General features: G+C 52.9%; 16 protein-coding genes. 12 read left to right on the top strand and 4 right to left on the bottom strand.

Annotation, left to right across the window (positions count from 1 at the left end; translation table 11 throughout):
• The first annotated feature begins 248 nt into the window (after positions 1 to 248).
• Positions 249 to 791, top strand: coding sequence for a hydrolase (locus E1N14_RS05010; protein ID WP_025011522.1), 543 nt, complete (start codon positions 249 to 251; stop codon positions 789 to 791).
• Between the two features lie 93 nt (positions 792 to 884).
• Here the strand turns inward: E1N14_RS05010 and nrfA are convergent, their stop codons facing one another.
• The gene (nrfA, locus tag E1N14_RS05005; protein WP_062793833.1) at positions 885 to 2,288 is read right to left on the bottom strand and encodes an ammonia-forming nitrite reductase cytochrome c552 subunit; all 1,404 of its coding nucleotides are present in this window, start codon (positions 2,286 to 2,288) and stop codon (positions 885 to 887) included.
• A gap of 315 nt (positions 2,289 to 2,603) precedes the next feature.
• Here nrfA and narQ point away from each other — a divergent pair, with 315 nt between their 5' ends.
• Together narQ and E1N14_RS04995 are read left to right on the top strand one after the other, a co-directional pair.
• Positions 2,604 to 4,313, top strand: a complete 1,710-nt coding sequence (narQ, locus tag E1N14_RS05000) for a nitrate/nitrite two-component system sensor histidine kinase NarQ (RefSeq protein WP_028780137.1) — start codon at positions 2,604 to 2,606, stop codon at positions 4,311 to 4,313.
• Positions 4,306 to 4,935, top strand: a complete 630-nt coding sequence (locus tag E1N14_RS04995; RefSeq protein WP_025011524.1) for a response regulator — start codon at positions 4,306 to 4,308, stop codon at positions 4,933 to 4,935. The genes narQ and E1N14_RS04995 overlap by 8 nt, the downstream gene beginning before the upstream one ends.
• A gap of 55 nt (positions 4,936 to 4,990) precedes the next feature.
• On the opposite strand, the gene E1N14_RS04990 is transcribed toward E1N14_RS04995, so the two are convergent.
• Positions 4,991 to 5,365 (bottom strand): YacL family protein, encoded by a 375-nt coding sequence (locus tag E1N14_RS04990; RefSeq protein WP_025011525.1) that lies wholly within the window; start codon positions 5,363 to 5,365, stop codon positions 4,991 to 4,993.
• A gap of 405 nt (positions 5,366 to 5,770) precedes the next feature.
• Between E1N14_RS04990 and E1N14_RS04985 the strand changes: the two genes are divergently transcribed.
• Positions 5,771 to 6,739, top strand: coding sequence for a zinc transporter ZntB (locus tag E1N14_RS04985; protein WP_025011526.1), 969 nt, complete (start codon positions 5,771 to 5,773; stop codon positions 6,737 to 6,739).
• 69 nt (positions 6,740 to 6,808) lie between these two features.
• On the opposite strand, the gene fkpA is transcribed toward E1N14_RS04985, so the two are convergent.
• The gene (gene fkpA, locus E1N14_RS04980) at positions 6,809 to 7,585 is read right to left on the bottom strand and encodes an FKBP-type peptidyl-prolyl cis-trans isomerase (protein WP_025011527.1); all 777 of its coding nucleotides are present in this window, start codon (positions 7,583 to 7,585) and stop codon (positions 6,809 to 6,811) included.
• A 205-nt stretch (positions 7,586 to 7,790) separates the two neighbouring features.
• Here fkpA and E1N14_RS04975 point away from each other — a divergent pair, with 205 nt between their 5' ends.
• The 8 genes from E1N14_RS04975 (at position 7,791) to E1N14_RS04940 (ending at position 16,102) form a co-directional block, all read left to right on the top strand.
• Positions 7,791 to 8,765 (top strand): WD40 repeat domain-containing protein, encoded by a 975-nt coding sequence (locus E1N14_RS04975; RefSeq protein WP_025011528.1) that lies wholly within the window; start codon positions 7,791 to 7,793, stop codon positions 8,763 to 8,765.
• A 3-nt stretch (positions 8,766 to 8,768) separates the two neighbouring features.
• On the top strand, positions 8,769 to 8,981 hold the full coding sequence (locus E1N14_RS04970) for a SlyX family protein (RefSeq protein WP_025011529.1): 213 nt from the start codon (positions 8,769 to 8,771) through the stop codon (positions 8,979 to 8,981).
• 21 nt (positions 8,982 to 9,002) lie between these two features.
• Positions 9,003 to 9,491, top strand: a complete 489-nt coding sequence (gene def / locus E1N14_RS04965; RefSeq protein WP_025011530.1) for a peptide deformylase — start codon at positions 9,003 to 9,005, stop codon at positions 9,489 to 9,491.
• The gene (locus E1N14_RS04960) at positions 9,488 to 10,843 is read left to right on the top strand and encodes a COG3014 family protein (protein ID WP_025011531.1); all 1,356 of its coding nucleotides are present in this window, start codon (positions 9,488 to 9,490) and stop codon (positions 10,841 to 10,843) included. Before def ends, E1N14_RS04960 begins: the two co-directional genes overlap by 4 nt.
• Positions 10,844 to 10,865: 22 nt before the next feature.
• On the top strand, positions 10,866 to 11,459 hold the full coding sequence (lpoB, locus tag E1N14_RS04955) for a penicillin-binding protein activator LpoB (RefSeq protein ID WP_170946744.1): 594 nt from the start codon (positions 10,866 to 10,868) through the stop codon (positions 11,457 to 11,459).
• A gap of 212 nt (positions 11,460 to 11,671) precedes the next feature.
• Complete coding sequence (pepN, locus tag E1N14_RS04950; RefSeq protein WP_144159143.1) at positions 11,672 to 14,317, top strand: aminopeptidase N; 2,646 nt, start codon at positions 11,672 to 11,674, stop codon at positions 14,315 to 14,317.
• A 97-nt stretch (positions 14,318 to 14,414) separates the two neighbouring features.
• Positions 14,415 to 14,627: a coiled-coil domain-containing protein gene (locus tag E1N14_RS04945; protein WP_025886971.1), complete on the top strand. Its 213-nt coding sequence runs from the start codon at positions 14,415 to 14,417 to the stop codon at positions 14,625 to 14,627.
• 185 nt (positions 14,628 to 14,812) lie between these two features.
• Positions 14,813 to 16,102 (top strand): glycerophosphodiester phosphodiesterase family protein, encoded by a 1,290-nt coding sequence (locus E1N14_RS04940; RefSeq protein WP_025011534.1) that lies wholly within the window; start codon positions 14,813 to 14,815, stop codon positions 16,100 to 16,102.
• Between the two features lie 67 nt (positions 16,103 to 16,169).
• Here the strand turns inward: E1N14_RS04940 and E1N14_RS04935 are convergent, their stop codons facing one another.
• Complete coding sequence (locus E1N14_RS04935; protein WP_025011535.1) at positions 16,170 to 16,736, bottom strand: phosphoribosyltransferase; 567 nt, start codon at positions 16,734 to 16,736, stop codon at positions 16,170 to 16,172.
• Positions 16,737 to 16,850: the final 114 nt, after the last annotated feature.

Genomic DNA, 16,850 nt, shown 5'->3' with positions numbered 1-16,850 from the left:
GCATCAGGCCAAAATGTTAATTTTTTGTTTTATAAAGAGTTAGTTTTTACGGACCAGGTTGAGGGCTGCAGATATGCACCAATTAGGTGCAAGTAAGGCTTGGGCGCACAAAAAAAGCGCAATCATCTACGACCTAAGGCCTATTGGCTTAAGCCCTGTACTGACGTTAACTGAATGTCCTGTCGTTGACTGAAGCGAAAGAAGGACTCGTTTGCACCTGTCCTAAGACCAACCTGAAGGAGAACAAGATGTTAAAAGCGGAAGAATGTGTGCTGGTCATAGTGGATGTTCAGGGCAAACTGGCGCAGATAATGGACAAGAGTGAACAGCTGCATCAACAACTGGCCATGCTGATAGAAGGCACGGCCTTGTTTGATATCCCAGTGCTCTGGCTGGAACAGTTGCCGCAGAAGCTCGGCCCTACGACAGAGTCGCTGGCTGCCCTGCTATCCAAGACCACTTCGCCGATTGCCAAGCATCACTTCAGTGGCTGGCACTGCCCGGCGTTCCGTGAGGCACTGTTGAGCACGGGCCGCAAACAGGTACTGCTGGCCGGGATAGAGACACATGTCTGTGTCTATCAAACCTGTGGTGATCTTATCGAGCAGGGTTTCGATGTGCACTTGATAGCCGATGCCGTCAGCTCCCGCAGTGAAAGCAACAAACGCTTGGGAATAGAGATGATGAAGCAGCAGGGAGCCAGGCTCAACAACAGCGAGTCTTTACTGTTTGAACTGCAACATCAGGCAGAGGGTGAACGCTTTAAGGCTCTGCTTAAGCTGATCAAATAGGCCTGTAATCCTTCGCTGGCTACCACTGCTGGCTTGTAAGATAAAAAAATCCCCGCGGTGCGGGGATTTTTCATTTCGCTATGTTAACGACTGTTACTTGTAGGTTGCTTCACGCTTCTTGGCTTCAGCATCCCACTTAGGCAGAACATTTTTCTTGAAGTCTTCCTTGTCGGAAACCATTTTCTTCATGTCCATACCCAGAGCAGCCTGAGCCTTGGCCTTGGTGGAGATATCAGGCAGAGCGACAGGCTCAACGATACCTTTCTTAGCCAGCAGCTGCGCCAGTTTCACCCGGGCGTTGGCAGCCTTGTCAACCGCAGTACCCAGTACCCGCAGCGCTTCATCAGGAGCGTGAGCCGCGACACCGTGAGAGGCGATAGCATAATCCCAGCGCCATTGAGCATGACGGATATCAGTCAGGATTGGCTTCATCTCGGCTTCGGTCGCACCGGCTTTCCAAGCGGCAGCAGCTTCGAAGTGCGCCTTGACGATTTGATCTTCGGCCTTCAGCTTCAGCTCTTTAACTTTGGCTTTACGCTCGGCAGTCAGGTTCTCCATAAACTCTTTGCTCTGAGTGTGGCACTGAGCACAGGTTTCTTCGAAGCGGTCGAAAGGATTACCCACTTTGTGATCGGTGAACTTACGCCCCTTGTCGTTGGTTACTTTCGGCATGTGACAGTCAACACAGGTCACGTTGTTCTTACCGTGAACCCCCAGCTGCCAGGTTTCATAACCTGGGTGCTGTGCCTTCAGCATAGGAGTCTTGGACAGAGCGTGAGTCCAGTCGGCAAACTCGATGGCATCGTAGTAAGCTTCCATGGATTCCACTGTAGTGCCTTGATCCCATGGGAACTTAACAAAGCCCTTACGGCCTTCCACTTTCTCAAAGTAGTATTCTACGTGACACTGGCCACAAACCATGGATTGCTTGTCTTTGCGGGAAGCCTTATCAAATGGCGTACCCAGGGTCTCCATGGCGCGCTCGGCAAAAGGACGGCCCAGACGCAGCTTGGGCGAACCTTTCTCGTGACAGTCACCACAACCTATGGCGTTAACCACTTCAGGGCCACCTTTGGCCCACTTGCCGGTGAAGTAACCATCTTCACCCTGCTCTTCTATCAGGCGAGGAACATCCGGGCTCTTACAGCTCCAGCAAGCCATTGGCATTGGGCCATCTTCGGCACTCTTTGGCGCACCGGTACGCAGGGTGTTACGCACATCGGTCACGGCATAAATGTGGCCACGAGGAGCATTGTAGTCCTTGGCGAAACCATAACCGGCCCACAGGATCACCAGGTTGGGATCTTCTGCCAATACGTCAACAATTTCAGAACTCTTTGCAGTGTCATGCCAACTGGCATATTGATTTTTGAACTTGTCTTTGTAGACTTCGTTGCGAGGCTCGGTCTTGTCACTCGCAAACGCACCGGCAGCCATTACGCTTGCCGCGACCAATGCACTGAGTGCAAAGGATTTTTGGCTTAATTTTTTCACCATCTCATCTCCGTGTTACTTTATCGTTATTTGCAATAACCACGACATCTCCAAGGTCAAAAGTAGCCGCTTGAATACGCCAAAAATATACCTCTTAGGGGGTATCCGGGGCGAAGTTTGCGCCAGATCAAAATGTGAAGGCGATGTTGTTCACATTTTTGTACTCTTGTTAATGTATTCAAGCGCTGGCTAATGTAGAACTCTGAGACCCAAGTCCTTTTTTATTCTCGACAATCTTATCGGCGCGTTTCCTTTCCGATAATCGAGAGTAACGCTGCAGGGACTGAGGAAACCTTAGCAAAAGTGAGTGAATATTTCATGAAACGAGGCAGTTTGACCTCTACCATTTTAGGCTTAATGCTGACCCTTATCCTGCTCTCAAGCGGTCTGGCCACTTTTGCCATTATCAATCTGTCATACAGCCTGGGAGATGCCAGGGCGATCAACGCTTCCGGCTCACTGCGAATGCAGAGCTACCGGCTGATGTTTTATGCCAACTCCGGCAGTGAAGAAGCGCTGCAAAAAATTCGCGAATTTGAAAACACCCTCTACTCAGATGCCTTGGTACGCTCTATGGACTGGTCATCGCCGGCCAGGCTCGGGCAGCAATACCAACTGGTGATCAGCAAGTGGAAGGTCATGAAGTACTACATAGAGCAGGAAGACTCGCGCAACTATGCCTCCTCGCTGAAAGACTTTGTCGATACCATAGATTTGCTGGTATTGGAGATGGAGCACCACGCCGCCTTCAAACTAAGATTGCTGGCCGTCAGCCAGATAGTAGGCTTGGGGTTGATGCTGCTGATTGCCTTTATCGCCGTGCGCTTTACCAAACGCAAGGTGGTGGTACCGCTGCAACAGATGATGGAATCGGCCAACACTATTTCCAAGGGTAACTTTGCCGTCGAAATGCCGAAGACGGAATATATTGAGCTCAGCGCTCTTTCCGATGCCCTCGACAGTACGGCTCAGGAGCTGGCAACTCTCTACGGCAACCTGGAAACTCAGGTGAAGGAGAAGACCCTGGCGTTGACCCGTGCCAACCGTGAGCTCAAATTTCTTTATGACAATCTGGTGTTGCTGCATTCGGGCAAACTCAATTTCGAGGTGATGCGGCAGTCGCTGCTGCAACTCAAGGAGTATGAGCACCTGCAACATCTGCGGCTGATTATTCAGCAGGATGAAGATGCCATGGAGGTAATCGCCACCGACGAGGATATCTGGCCGCAATCCGGACAGACCATGCAGTTTCCGCTCAAGTTTGAACAACAGGAACTCGGCTTTCTGGAAGTGATAGGCGAGCACGATATCAATGTGCCTCTGTTTGAAAACTTCGCCATCATGCTGGCTCGCTCGATAGTGATTCACAACGCCTCCGAACAACGCCAACAGCTGGCCCTGCTGGAAGAGCGAGCGGTTATCGCCAGGGAGCTGCACGATTCTCTCGGGCAACTGCTGTCCTTCCTGAAAATCCAGATAAGTTTGCTGCGTAAAGGCCTCGACCAGAGCTGCAAAAGCCCGGCGGTGACCCAACAGCTCGAAGAACTCAATGAGGGGGTGACCACAGCCTACGCCCAGCTCAGAGAACTGCTGTCTACCTTCCGCCTGACCGTTAAAGAACCCAATCTGCGCAACGCCCTCGAGGCCATGCTGGAACAACTGCGCAGCCAAACAGACACGGAGCTGGAACTCAGCTATCGCCTGCCGCCACAGTTACTGGCGGCGCACCAACATATTCATATTCTGCAGCTCACCCGAGAAGCCACCCTCAATGCCATTAAACATGCAAATGCGAGTCGTATTTGTATCAGCTGCGAAAAGAACTCTGATAACATGGTGGTTATCAGTGTCGAAGACAACGGCATAGGCCTGGCGCATATCAAGGAAAGGGATCAACATTTCGGCATAGGGATAATGCACGAGCGAGCGAGCCGCCTCTCGGGTATGGTTGAATTTTCCAGCAATGCGTCGGGAGGCACCAGTGTTGTCCTGACTTTCCCACCTCAGCAGGAGCCACATCATGGGTAAACCTTATTCAGTTCTGGTAGTCGATGACCATCCCTTACTGCGTCGCGGTATCTGTCAGTTACTGGCATCCGATCCTGACTTTAGTCTCTTCGGTGAAGCCGGTACCGGGCTCGACGCCTTGGCGGCTACCGCCGAAAACGAGCCGGACATTATCCTGCTGGATCTGAATATGAAAGGCATGACGGGTCTCGATACCCTGAACGCCCTGCGTCAGGAGGGAGTCACCTCCAGAATCGTTATCCTGACGGTTTCCGATGCCAAACAGGATGTTATCCGTTTGCTGCGAGCCGGCGCCGATGGTTACCTGCTCAAGGATACCGAACCTGATCTGCTGCTTGGGCAGCTGAAAGAAGCCATGTCCGGCCACCGAGTGATCAGCGCCGAAGTGGAAGACTATCTGTTTGAATTGAAAAATGCCGCCGACGAGGAAGCCTGGCTCGACAGCCTGACACCGAGAGAGTTGCAGATACTGCAGCATCTGGCTGAAGGCCAGAGCAACAGGGTGATCTCCGAAGAACTGCATATCAGCGAAGGCACGGTCAAGGTGCATGTCAAAAACTTGCTTCGCAAGGCCAATGCCAAGTCCCGCACCGAAATGGCTGTGCGTTATCTCAACCGTTAAGCCACGAAAAAGGGACGCTACCGCGTCCCTTCTCATTTCTGCCAATGCCGCTTGTTCAGCGGCTCTGGTGCAGAAAGTCACACCAACTCTCAAGCACATCCTGAAAATCTTCCAGGCCGCACCAGGCTTCTGACTCGGCATCATAAAGGGAGAGGGACTCATCCAACTCCTGACTCTCACCGAATTCGAGCACATTGGCGTAAACCCGCACCTGCTCCTGATCCAGTTGCAGCGTCAGATCTCGGCCAATCAACTGCCATTCGCGAATGCGCCCTGACTGTAAATCCGCCAATGCCTGTTTGACCTGAGTGCAGATCTCGGCGTTATCCGCCAACTCTTCAGAGAACCATTGCCCCAGTACATGATGCTCCATACTGAAGCGGGCCATTGCGGTTCCCGTCAGTGAATTGCGCCGAAATTCGTATTCCATGGTGCCACTTCTTTTGCTGTAATCAAACCTATCCTAATTTTAACCCAGAGCCCAGGGGATTGCCCATAGTTATGCCTGGGCTTTACTTTCTATCGTAATATCATTCCCTATAGAAGTTTGACTTGCTCAGAACTGTGTCAACCATTGGGGTTCAAGCCAGATTGGCGATGGCATAGTAATGCTACGGCGAGACAAGTTGGTGTAGTCCTCGGGTGGCTGACAAGCTCCCCAAGGGCGAGTTGAAAAAGCGCGTATGCGCCGCAAGCCAATGTCGCTTTATCCCGATATCCTTCCATTACTTTACTTGCCTGCCCAGCTTTTCATTGTCACTGAGAGAGTAAATTCCTATGCCCAGTGGTATAACTAGGTTAGCTTGAACTAAAGCAAACCTATGAGAGTGAATCTATGGCCGAAAAACAATTTTGTGCCTTGCTGCTCAGCGGGGAGATGGCAGGCAAGGAGTTGACGCAGCAACAGGTCAGCGACTGGCGCCCGGAGCAGGGCATACTCTGGCTGCATCTGGACTATAAGAAGAAATCCAACCGTCAGTGGTTGCAACAACACAGCGGCCTGGACGCGCTGGAAGTGGCAGCACTGTTGGCGCAGGACACTCGCCCCAGGGTGGTACAATCCGGCCAGGGTTTCCTGCTGGCGCTCAGAGGGGTCAATCACAACCCCGGGGCCGACCCTGAAGACATGGTGTCGATACGCCTCTACCTGGACAATCACAGAATTATCAGCACCAGCAGTCGCGAGCTGTTATCGGTCAAAGACATCATCCAGAGCGTAAGCCAGGGAGCCGGCCCCGGCAATACCGGGGAGTTTTTGCTGGCGCTGACGCAGCGCCTCACCCAACGTAAGACGGAGTTTATCGACCGGCTGGAAGAAACTGTCGACGATCTGGAAGACAAGGTCATGGCCGGTAACGACAGGGATCTACGCAGCGATATCGCCGAGCTCAGGCGCCAGATAGTGGTGGTCAGGCGCTACCTGGCGCCGCAGCGGGAAGCCTTTACCCGCCTGCTGGCAGACTCGGCCAAGGTATTTGATGAACAGCAGCGGCTTAAATTCAACGAAATCAATGATCAACTCATTCGCTGCATCGAAGATCTGGACGCAATAAGAGACAGGGCCAGCGTCACCCAGGAAGAGTTACAAAACCGTCAGGCCGAGGCAGTCAATCGCCGCCTCTATTTCCTGTCGCTGATCAGCGCCGTCTTTCTGCCGCTGGGTTTTCTTACCGGTCTGCTCGGGGTCAATATCGCCGGGATCCCGGGCGCCGATGTCGGCTGGGCCTTCGGAGCCTTTTGCCTGTTCCTGTTGCTATTGGTAGGGGGACAGTTATGGCTGTTCTATCGCTATAAGTGGCTGTAACGGGAAAAGGAAAGGACGCCGGCGGCGTCCTTTTCAATATCGGGTATCCACTTTCCGTGAAAGAAGGGATTACTTGGCAGAAGCCTCGGCTTCGGTCGGCTCTACGGGGGCTTCGGCCTTTTTGACCTTGAGCAACTCGACTTCAAAGATGAGTGTGGAGTTGGCAGGAATAGTGCCCATATCACGCTCGCCATAGGCCAGCTCAGATGGGATAACGAAGCGATACTTGGCGCCTACCGGCATCAGCTGAACCCCTTCGGTCCAGCCCGGGATCACCCGGTTCAGGGCAAATTCTGCCGGTTCACCGCGGGAGTAGGAGCTGTCAAACTCAGTGCCGTCGATCAGAGTACCACGGTAGTGAACTGTCACTACGTCTTCGGCGGCCGGCTTCTCACCCTCGCCTGGAGTCAATACTTCGTATTGCAGACCTGACTCAGTGGTGATCACACCCTCTTTGGCCTTGTTCTGTTCCAGATAGGCTTTGCTTTCCTGCATCGACTTGGCCGCCATCTCCTGGACCTTGGCCATACGTTTTTCATTCAGCTTCTGGTCCAGACCTTCAAGCACTTTCTGCATCTCATCTTCAGTCAGTTGCAGCTCGTCTTTCAGCCCCTGTTGGAAACCAGTCACAATCAAAGCACGATCGACTGAGAAACCCAGCTCTTCCTGCTCCTTGATATGGCCGGCCATGTAGCGGCCAATAGAGGCGCCCACGCTATAGGCTTCTTTCTGCTCGACAGAGCTCAGTTCCACTTTGTCGGCACTCGCTGTTTTTTGTTCTTGGTTACAGGCGGAAAGGCCGATCAGGGCCAGTGCGACCAGTGAAATTTTGTAAATCGGTTTCATTAAAGGCATCCTCAGGATCTTCAAATGGTTACAATTAACCCAAAATATGTAAGACGACTCACTTTATACCAGTTAACTTTGAGATACAAAGCAGATTATCCATACTGGTTAACAAGGGAAAGCGGCCGACAAACCGATAACCCTTACATGGAAGCGACAGCGTTTTACCCTTACTCAAAATGACAAGTCGAGGCGGTATAAGTTCATGGCAATAAACAGATTGCTACTTATTTGCACGCTCAGTTTTACTTTGCTTGGCCTTGGTGCCTGCCATCCAGGCCCCAATAGCAGCCAATCCCTGGCGGCCGATCCCAGCTACAGCGCCAGCCTCTCTGCCGATGGCCGCTACGCTTTGATAAGCAGCCAGGAGGGGATCAAGCTTTGGGATCTCAAACAAGGCGCGGTCAAGTATCAGTGGGCTCAAGGCAGTGAAGCCAATGATGTCATCGCCACAGATATCTCGGCCAATGGAGAATATGCGGTGACGTTAAGCCGCGATTCAGTTGCACTGTGGAAAATCGCCGACGGCCGGGCGGCGGGTTGGTGGTCACTGCCGGCAGTAGCCCAGACTGTGGCCGTGGCCGACAACGGCCAGTTGCTGGTAGGGCTGGCCGATGGCGCGGTGATGTCGCTGACCCCGACCACAGGTGTGCTGGTGAAATTTCTTGGCCACAGCGAAAAGGTCAACAGCGTTGCCCTCTCTGCCGATGGCCGCCTGGCATTGACCGGCGCCAACGATGCCACCGCCCTGCTGTGGCGCACCCAGGATGCTCAGGTACTGAGGCGCTGGCAGATGGACTCCAGGGTACTGAAGGTTGCCCTCAGCCGCAGCGGTAACCTTAGTTTAGTGTCCGACAGTACCGGCAATGCCGACATTTGGCACAATGACTCAGGGAAACTGGCCAGCTCGCTGGCGATAGTCCGGCGGCAAATGAACTTTTCGGCAGCGCGCTTTATCCAACAGGAGCAGGCCTTGTTGACCGGTACGCCGGCCAGAGAATTGAGTCTGTGGCAGGTCGATTCGGGGAAAAAAGTCGCCAACTGGCAAGTTTCACTGCCAAAAAAGCCTTTGCCCCAAAGCGCCGTAGTATACTCAGTGTCTGAATCCGACAACGGCCAACTTCAGAGTATCAGCAGTGCCAGCTTGCTGGAACGCTGGTCGGCGCCAACACAGAGGTAAGTAATGCAAGCAATCCCGGACAGGATCGAAGAGCTCGAAACCAAGCTGTCATTTCAGGAAGCCACACTGGAAGAATTGAGTCAGGAGATTTTCGAACTCAATAAGGTAGTGGCCGAGCAGCAGTTTCAGATCCAGTTGTTAATCAGTAAACTCAAAGCGGTAGAACCGAGCAATATCGCGTCTCAATCGGAAGAAACGCCGCCGCCTCACTACTGAGTCGAATAAAGGGGGATAAGGATGTTAGCCATAGCAACCTACGGAGAACGTATTCTGGGGCAGGCTGCCCAGCCGATTCAACTGTTCGATGAACCTTTGGCGGCCCTGGCCGAGAAAATGCTCGAGACCATGAAACTGGCACAGGGCGTAGGCATAGCCGCGCCTCAGGTAGGCCAAGGTATCCGCTTGTTTATTATGGCATCCCATCCCAACGACAGATATCCGGATGCGCCTTTGATGGCACCCCAGGTGGTGATCAACCCACAGATACTCAAACGCTCAGGCAAGATGCTGGCCGGAGAAGAGGGTTGCCTGTCTCTGCCCGGTGAAAGAGTACAGATTCTGCGCCATGAAAGCATTGAGGTACGTTATCAGGATCTCAGCGGCGAGTGGCAACAAGAATGGTTACAAGGCTTTGTCGCGCGCATTTTTCAGCATGAATATGATCATCTGGAAGGACTCACCTTGAGAGAACGACTGGAGATCCAAAACCAAGGAGCCGACTCTTGAAGTCAGGCAAGTTACTGCTGCCACTGTTGTTGTCTCTGAGCCTCACTGGCTGCGCCTTCAACAGTGTATTGGTCAACTATCCATCCCAACTGGCCGGCGTTCGCGCCGAACTCAACTCATCAATGCCGGGCAATGCCGCCAAGGAATTGGCAGGCGGGATCAACAGCCGAGATGGCCTGCTCTATGCCCAGGAAGCGGGGCGCGCCGCCCAGATAAGCGGCGATTTCACCGCCAGCAAAGACTATTACCAAAGCGCCATAGCCGCCTATCAGGCATTCGACGACAAGGCCAAGCTCAGTTTGTCCGAGCTGGGTTCACAGGGCGGCAGCCTGCTGCTGAACGACAATATCATTCCCTATCGTGGTCCCGGGTATGAGCGCATCATGCTGCACCAATATCAGGCTCTCAATTATCTGTTTGCCGGCGATGCCGAAGGCGCGTTGGTGGAGGTGCGTCGCAGCAATGAACTGCAATCGCTGGAACAGCAAAGGTACGAAAAATCCAGCAGCGCTGTGCAGCAGATGGCCAACGGCACTATCAGCGCTGAAATGGATAAACTGGGCAAGGCGGCCGGCAGTGTCACCAGCTCGTTTTTGAACGCCTACAGTTACTACACCACAGGGGTACTGCACGAAATCCTTGGTGAGCGCAACGATGCCTTTATCGACTATCGCAAGGCGGCGCAGATTATGCCGGATAATCCTTATCTGCAGCAGGATCTGGTGCGCTTGGCCAAAGAGCTTGCCATGCCTCAGTATGATGAGTTCAAACGCCGTTGGGGAGAAGCGCCCACGCCCGCCAAGGGGCAAGGCCAGGTCATCTTGCTGCTGGAGCGTGGCTTTGTGCCCGCCAAGGAGAGCCTAACAGTTCCCTTCACCATTCACGGCAACTGGCAAACTGTCTCTCTGCCCACCTATATGCCATCCAGAGTGCCGGTAAGCAGTGCCCATATCCGCGGCTTGTCAAAACCTATGACCGCAGCCCCGATAGCCAACATAGATGCCTTGGCCATCACGGCGCTCAAGGAGGAACTACCCTATCTGCTGGTGCGCCAGGCCGCCAGGGTCTATGCCAAGTCGGAAATGGCCCGCAAGGCCGAACGCAAAGACGGTTCGGACCTTGGGGTGATAGCCATGCAGATATTCAACGTGGTCACAGAGCAAGCCGATCGCCGCAGTTGGCTCACGTTACCGCGCCAAGCACAGATAGCAAGGCAGTTTGTCGATGCCGGCAGCTATCAACTAACCCTGGACAATCAGGGCACGGAAATTCAGGTTGAGAGTGGCAAGACCACTCTGGTCTGGGCAATAGACACTGGCAATGTCACACGTTTTTATACAAAATTGATTTGATAACCTTGAAATGGAACTGACTATGAAACACTTGAAGCTGATACTGATACTGGCAATGGCTATGGGCATGGCAGCCTGTCAATCCAAAGTGGAATACGGTGATGCCACTGAGGTAGAGACAGTGAATGAAAACTTCGGTTCGACAGATCTGCAAGCCATTGCCGCCAAAATGGTCGACAGCATGCTGACTTTCCCGCCTGTGGTGGCCATGACAGCCAACGACAGACCTATCATCTTTGTCGACAAGATCAAGAACAAGACCTCTGAGCATATAGATACTGAGTCAGTGACCGACTCCATCAGCAACAAGCTGCTGCGCTCAGGCAAGTTCCGTTTTATCGATATGACCAAGGTGGATTCAGTGCGCAAGCAACTGGACTACCAGAACAACGCCGGCATGGTTGACCCATCCACCGCCATCAAGTTCGGTCGTCAGATAGGCGCTCAATACATGCTCTACGGCAACCTTTCCAGCATAGTCAAACAAGATGGCAGCACCCGTGATGTCTACTACAAGATGACCATGCGCCTGATGGACCTGGAAACCGGCTTGATCGAATGGTCCGATGAAAAAGAGATCCGCAAAGTGAAGTCCAAGTCCTTCCTCGGGCTCTAACCAAGCATCACACTCCTTCCCAAAAGCCGCTGTCACAGCGGCTTTTTTGTAACATTTCTCCTTTGTTCTTTGTCGGCAAATAGCGTAATTTATGCCGCGGGCGCCAAGCCTGACAGGGTATTAACTTAAGGCGTATCCCTCCCTTTCATTCCTGTTGTGAGGGAAAACACCGACACCCAATGGTAAAACAATAAAAAGCAAGGAATCTGTTTGTGAAATCTCTTCCCCGGTTGTTTGGTCTCAGCCTGTTGGCTGCCGGACTGCTATCACTCAGCGGCTGCAGCAGCACTCAATCCTCTGCAGGTGTGCGGGATGGCAGCGGTTATATCAGTGAGCAACAGGCGATGGCCCGCTCTGCCAGAGTCAGCAATGTCAGCTATGAACTGGACTTTACCTTGGATGGCAGCGAGCGATTTGCCAACCGCACCCTGGTACGTTTCAGTCTCAGCGATAACCAACAGCCCCTGACATTGGACTTGAGCAAGGCGCAGATCACCAGCCTTAAGATCAACGGCCACAGGCTCTATCCCAAATACAATGGCGCCTATCTGGAGATCAGTGCCAAGTTGCTGCTCAAAGGCGACAATGAGATAGAAGTCAGCTTCACACGCCAGCATTCCAGCAATGGTGAAGGGCTGCACCGCTTTGTGGATCCCGTCGATGGCAAGGTCTATCTCTACTCCCACTTTGAGCCCGCCGCCGCACAGCAGATGTTTGCCGTATTCGACCAACCGGATCTCAAGGCCAGCTACAAGTTAACTGTCAGAGCCCCCAAAGACTGGCAGGTGATCAGCGCCACCCAAGAATTGAGTGTGACCCCGGAGGGTGACAACCAGCTGTGGCAGTTTCCGGCAACACCCAAGTTGAGCCCCTACAACTTTTCCATGCATGCAGGCCCTTACCATGTCTGGCAAGACAACAGCGGCAAATACCCCATGCGCCTGTTTGCCCGCCAATCAGTGGCGGCCCAGGTCAATGCCGCCGACTGGTTCAGATACACAGACGCCGGGCTTAAGTTTTTTGACGACTATTTCGGTATCGACTACCCCTTTAAAAAATACGATCAACTGCTGGTGCCTGACTTCCTCTATGGTGCCATGGAAAATGCCGCCGCCATCACCTTTGCCGAAGGGCGTTTTCTTGGCAGTGGTGAGATGACAGCCAATCAGCGCCAGCGCTTGGCGTCGGTGATCATGCATGAAATGGCGCACCAGTGGTTTGGCGATCTGGTGACCATGAAATGGTGGAACGGTCTGTGGCTCAATGAAAGCTTCGCCTCCTTCATGGGCATGCTGGCGAGCGCCGAAGCCACTGAGTTTGACAATACCTGGCGCAGTTTTTACGCCAGGGGCAAACAGAGCGCCTATCAACAGGACTCTGGCGTTACCACCCACCCCATAGAAGTGCCAGTGGCCAGCAGTGCCAACGCCTTCGATAATATCGACGCCATCACTTACCAGAAGGGGGCCGCGGTTCTCATTCAACTGCGCCACCTGCTTGGGGAGCAAACCTTCCGCCGTGGCGTCAGTGAATACCTCAAACGCTACTCCTGGCAAAACGCCACACTGGAAGACTTCATTACCAGTCTCGGCCAGGCCGCCAAGCGGGATCTGAGCCAATGGACCCGGGATTGGCTCTACAGCGCCGGTGTCAACAGCCTCAAGGCCGAGTTCCAGTGCCAAGATGGCCGCATCAGTGAATTTGCCCTGTTGCAGTCGGCAAGCGATCCCGCCTATCCGACTCTCAGAGAGCAAAAAGTTCAGTTGGCCTTACTGAGCAAGGGCCGCCATGAGATGCACCTGTTGCAAACTCTGGCCGTTACCTACCAAGGTGAAAAGACCTTGGTGCCGCAACTTAAAGGCGCGTCCTGTCCTGATTTGGTTTATCCCAACTATCAGGACTGGGGCTATGTCAAAGTCGAGCTCGACCCACGCTCGTTCGATACCGCCTTCAATCACCTGGCCAAGGTAGAAGATCCCCTGCTGCGCGCGATGCTCTGGCAAAGCCTGTGGGACAGTGTCCAGAGCGGTAAGTTGCCCTTGAACAAGTATCTGGAAACAGTGCTTATCAATGCTCCCAAAGAGAGCGATTACACCCTGCTGGGGCAAATTCTCGGCAATATGCGCTACAGCAAGGCCTTACTCGAGTCGATGGCTCCCATTCACTCGGCCTATGCCGAGCGCGCCATCAGAGCGCTGGCGCAAATGAGCCTGCGTCTGACCATGCAAAACGCGGATAATAAAGATCTGCAGCGGCGCTGGTTCGATGCCTATGTGGACTTTGCCCGCGACGGGGACTCGCTGGATCACCTGCTGTCACTGCTGCAAGGCCACAGCAAGATAAAGGGAATAGAGCTGGATCAAGATACCCGCTGGCAGCTTATCTATCAGTTGAACCGTTACGATTACCCCACCAGCAAACTTCTGTTGCAGCAAGAAGCCAAGCTTGATAACAGCGATTCGGGGCAAAAGGCGGCCATCGCCGCCGAAGTGGTGCGCCCGGAAACCGCCGGTAAACGCCGCTGGCTGGAGAAAATCAACCATTCGGCGCTGCCGTTTGCCAAGCTGAGGGTGGCAATGGAAAACCTCTATCCCAGCAGCCAAGGGCAACTCCAGGCCAGCACCGCAGAGCAGCGCTTGAGTCAGCTGGCCACCCTGGACGCCGAAAAAGGCCCGGTATTTATGCGCAGTTACGCACCGGCATTATTACCGCGTCAATGCAGTCACGCCTCAGTGCTGCAGCTCGAAAAAGCCTTACAGGCCAACCCTGAGCTATCGGCCATGACCCAGCGTAATCTCAAGCAAGCCATAGAGAGAGAGCAGCGCTGCGTACTGATAAAAGATACCCTGAAACCTTAGCCGAAAGACAGAACAAGGGCCTCAATGAGGCCCTTGATTTTCCTGTCCCCCTATACTGTGCCAGAATGTTCAACATGCTTAACACCAAGGAGTCGTTATGGGATTAATCAGTCTGATGCTTGTGATAGTCATAGGCATTTTTGCCGTGATACTCATCAAGGATTACAACCGCAAGCAGCAATACCACCAAAATGGCGAAGTTGAAAAACTGCAACGGGAAGTGGATGAATTGAGGCAGCGAATTGCCAATCTGGAAACCATAGTCACGGACAAAAGCTACGATCTGAAGGACAAGATCAATCGGCTCTAAGACTAACGCAATAGGTTTCTCTTCAGTATATCCGGAACAAGATACTGTATTAATTAAGTTAATTGTCATGATTTTGCTATCCGGCTGTCATCAACCGTCTTTAGCTTAAGCGGCCTGTTTATGACTAAATACCATTCTCGCCAAGTGAGTAAACTCCTGTGCGAAATAGTATAAGGATCTGCTTAATGAAGGCTTTTCACTCCAAAACAACGTCGGTATTACTTGGCTCTGTACTGTTTGGCCTGTTGCTCGGTGGCTGCAACAGCAATGACAACAACGCCAATACTTCACCCCCGACACAGGATCAGCAGGAGAAAGTTGGTGCCAATCTGGGCCCCCGTCCCCTGTTTCTGGTAAATGACATGGATGAAGGGCCGCTCAAAGATAAACTGGCACAATGCAGCAAGGGGCCCTTTTATCGCACCGACTTCAGCATAGGCCACCGCGGCGCCTCCATGCAGTTCCCTGAGCACACCAAAGAAGCCTATATGGCAGCCATAGATGCCGGTGCCGGAATAGTGGAATGCGATGTCACCTTCACCGCCGATAAACAGTTGGTTTGTCGGCACTCCCAATGCGATCTGGCCACAACCACCAATATCCTGGGTATCCCTGAGTTGGCAGCCAAATGCCGTCAGCCTTTCTCTCCCGCCGATGCTGCCAATGGTGTTAGCGCCAGCGCCGAGTGCTGTACCAGTGATATAACCCTGGACGAATTCAAACAGCTTTGCGGCAAGATGGATGGCTTTAATCCCAAGGCCACCACGGCGCATGAATTTATGGAGGGCACTCCTGCCTGGCGCACTGATCTCTACGCCAGTTGTGGCACATTGATGACCCACGCCGAGAGCATAGCTCTGTTTAAAGAAGCCAAGGTCAAGATGACGCCTGAACTCAAGTCCGCCAGTGTGCCCATGCCCTTCGATGGCTTTAGCCAACAGGACTATGCTCAGAAGATGATCGACGAATATCAGGCCGCCGGGGTACCGGCAAAAGATGTCTATCCCCAGTCATTTAATCTGGAGGATGTGCAATACTGGTTGGCCAATAACGCCGATTTTGGCAAGCAGGCCGTCTATCTGGATGACAGGTATGACTCAGACAGCAGCTTTAACCCCAATGATTTGGCCCATTGGCAGGCCGATATGCAAAGGCTCAAGGCGCTGGGAGTCGAAATCATTGCGCCGCCCTTGTGGGTATTGGTGGCTCTGGATGACAGCGGCAAGATAGTTCCCTCGGCCTATGCTCTGGCGGCCAAGGAAGCCGGGCTTAAAATAATCACTTGGTCACTGGAACGTTCTGGCCCCCTGGCGCAAGGCGGTGGTTGGTACTATCAGAGCATCAGCGATGGCATCAACAACGATGGCGATGTCTATCAACTGCTGGATGTACTGGCCAAAGAGGTAGAGGTCTTGGGTGTCTTCTCCGATTGGCCGGCAACTGTGACTTATTACGCCAACTGCATGGACATATAACGGGTGTGAGCAACAAAGAGGGCGCCCATTGGCGCCCTCTTCAGTATTTGATGATAGAAACCGATTATCAGAGGAACAACTCTTTGATATTTCTCAAATCGCCCTTGCCTTCAGCCAGCTCTTGCGGGCTCAAACCGGAAACTTCATGAGGGAATACCAGCCATTCATCCGAGGCATGGATATAGTAGTCAGGCTTCAGTGGCACCGCAGTGTTCTGTGGCTTGTAGTAAGGACAAGCGATACGGATATCCTTGGGCATGTTCAGTCGCATCAGCTGACCGAGTTTCTCCTTCAGTGCAAAGATACTGCGGCCGGAGTCAAAAACATCATCAACAATCAGCAAACCATCATCGGCATTAGCATTTTCAACAATGTAGTGCAGACCATGAACCTTGATCTCCTTGCTCTGCTTGTCTGTGCCTATGCCGTAGTAGGATGAAGTACGCACCGCAATATGGTCGGTCTCCACTTTTTTGAAGTCGAAAAACTCCTGTACCGCAATCCCTATCGGGGCGCCGCCACGCCAGATCCCAACAATAAACTGTGGCCGAAAGCCACTGTCATAGACCTGTGCTGCCAGACGAAATGAGTCCTCCAGCAATTCCTGTGCGGTAATAAAGCGTTTTTCTGTCATAGGTATGCGACCCCATCTTGTTCTATTTTGTGTGCTTCGCTGTCTGCTTTTGGCAGGTACTGAATTGGAGGCCGGTTCCAAAATCCGGAGTGGCTTCCACCATTGTAGGCAGGC

Source organism: Shewanella algae (assembly GCF_009183365.2).
GTDB lineage: Bacteria > Pseudomonadota > Gammaproteobacteria > Enterobacterales > Shewanellaceae > Shewanella > Shewanella algae.
This window is presented reverse-complemented; position numbering and strand designations above follow the sequence as displayed.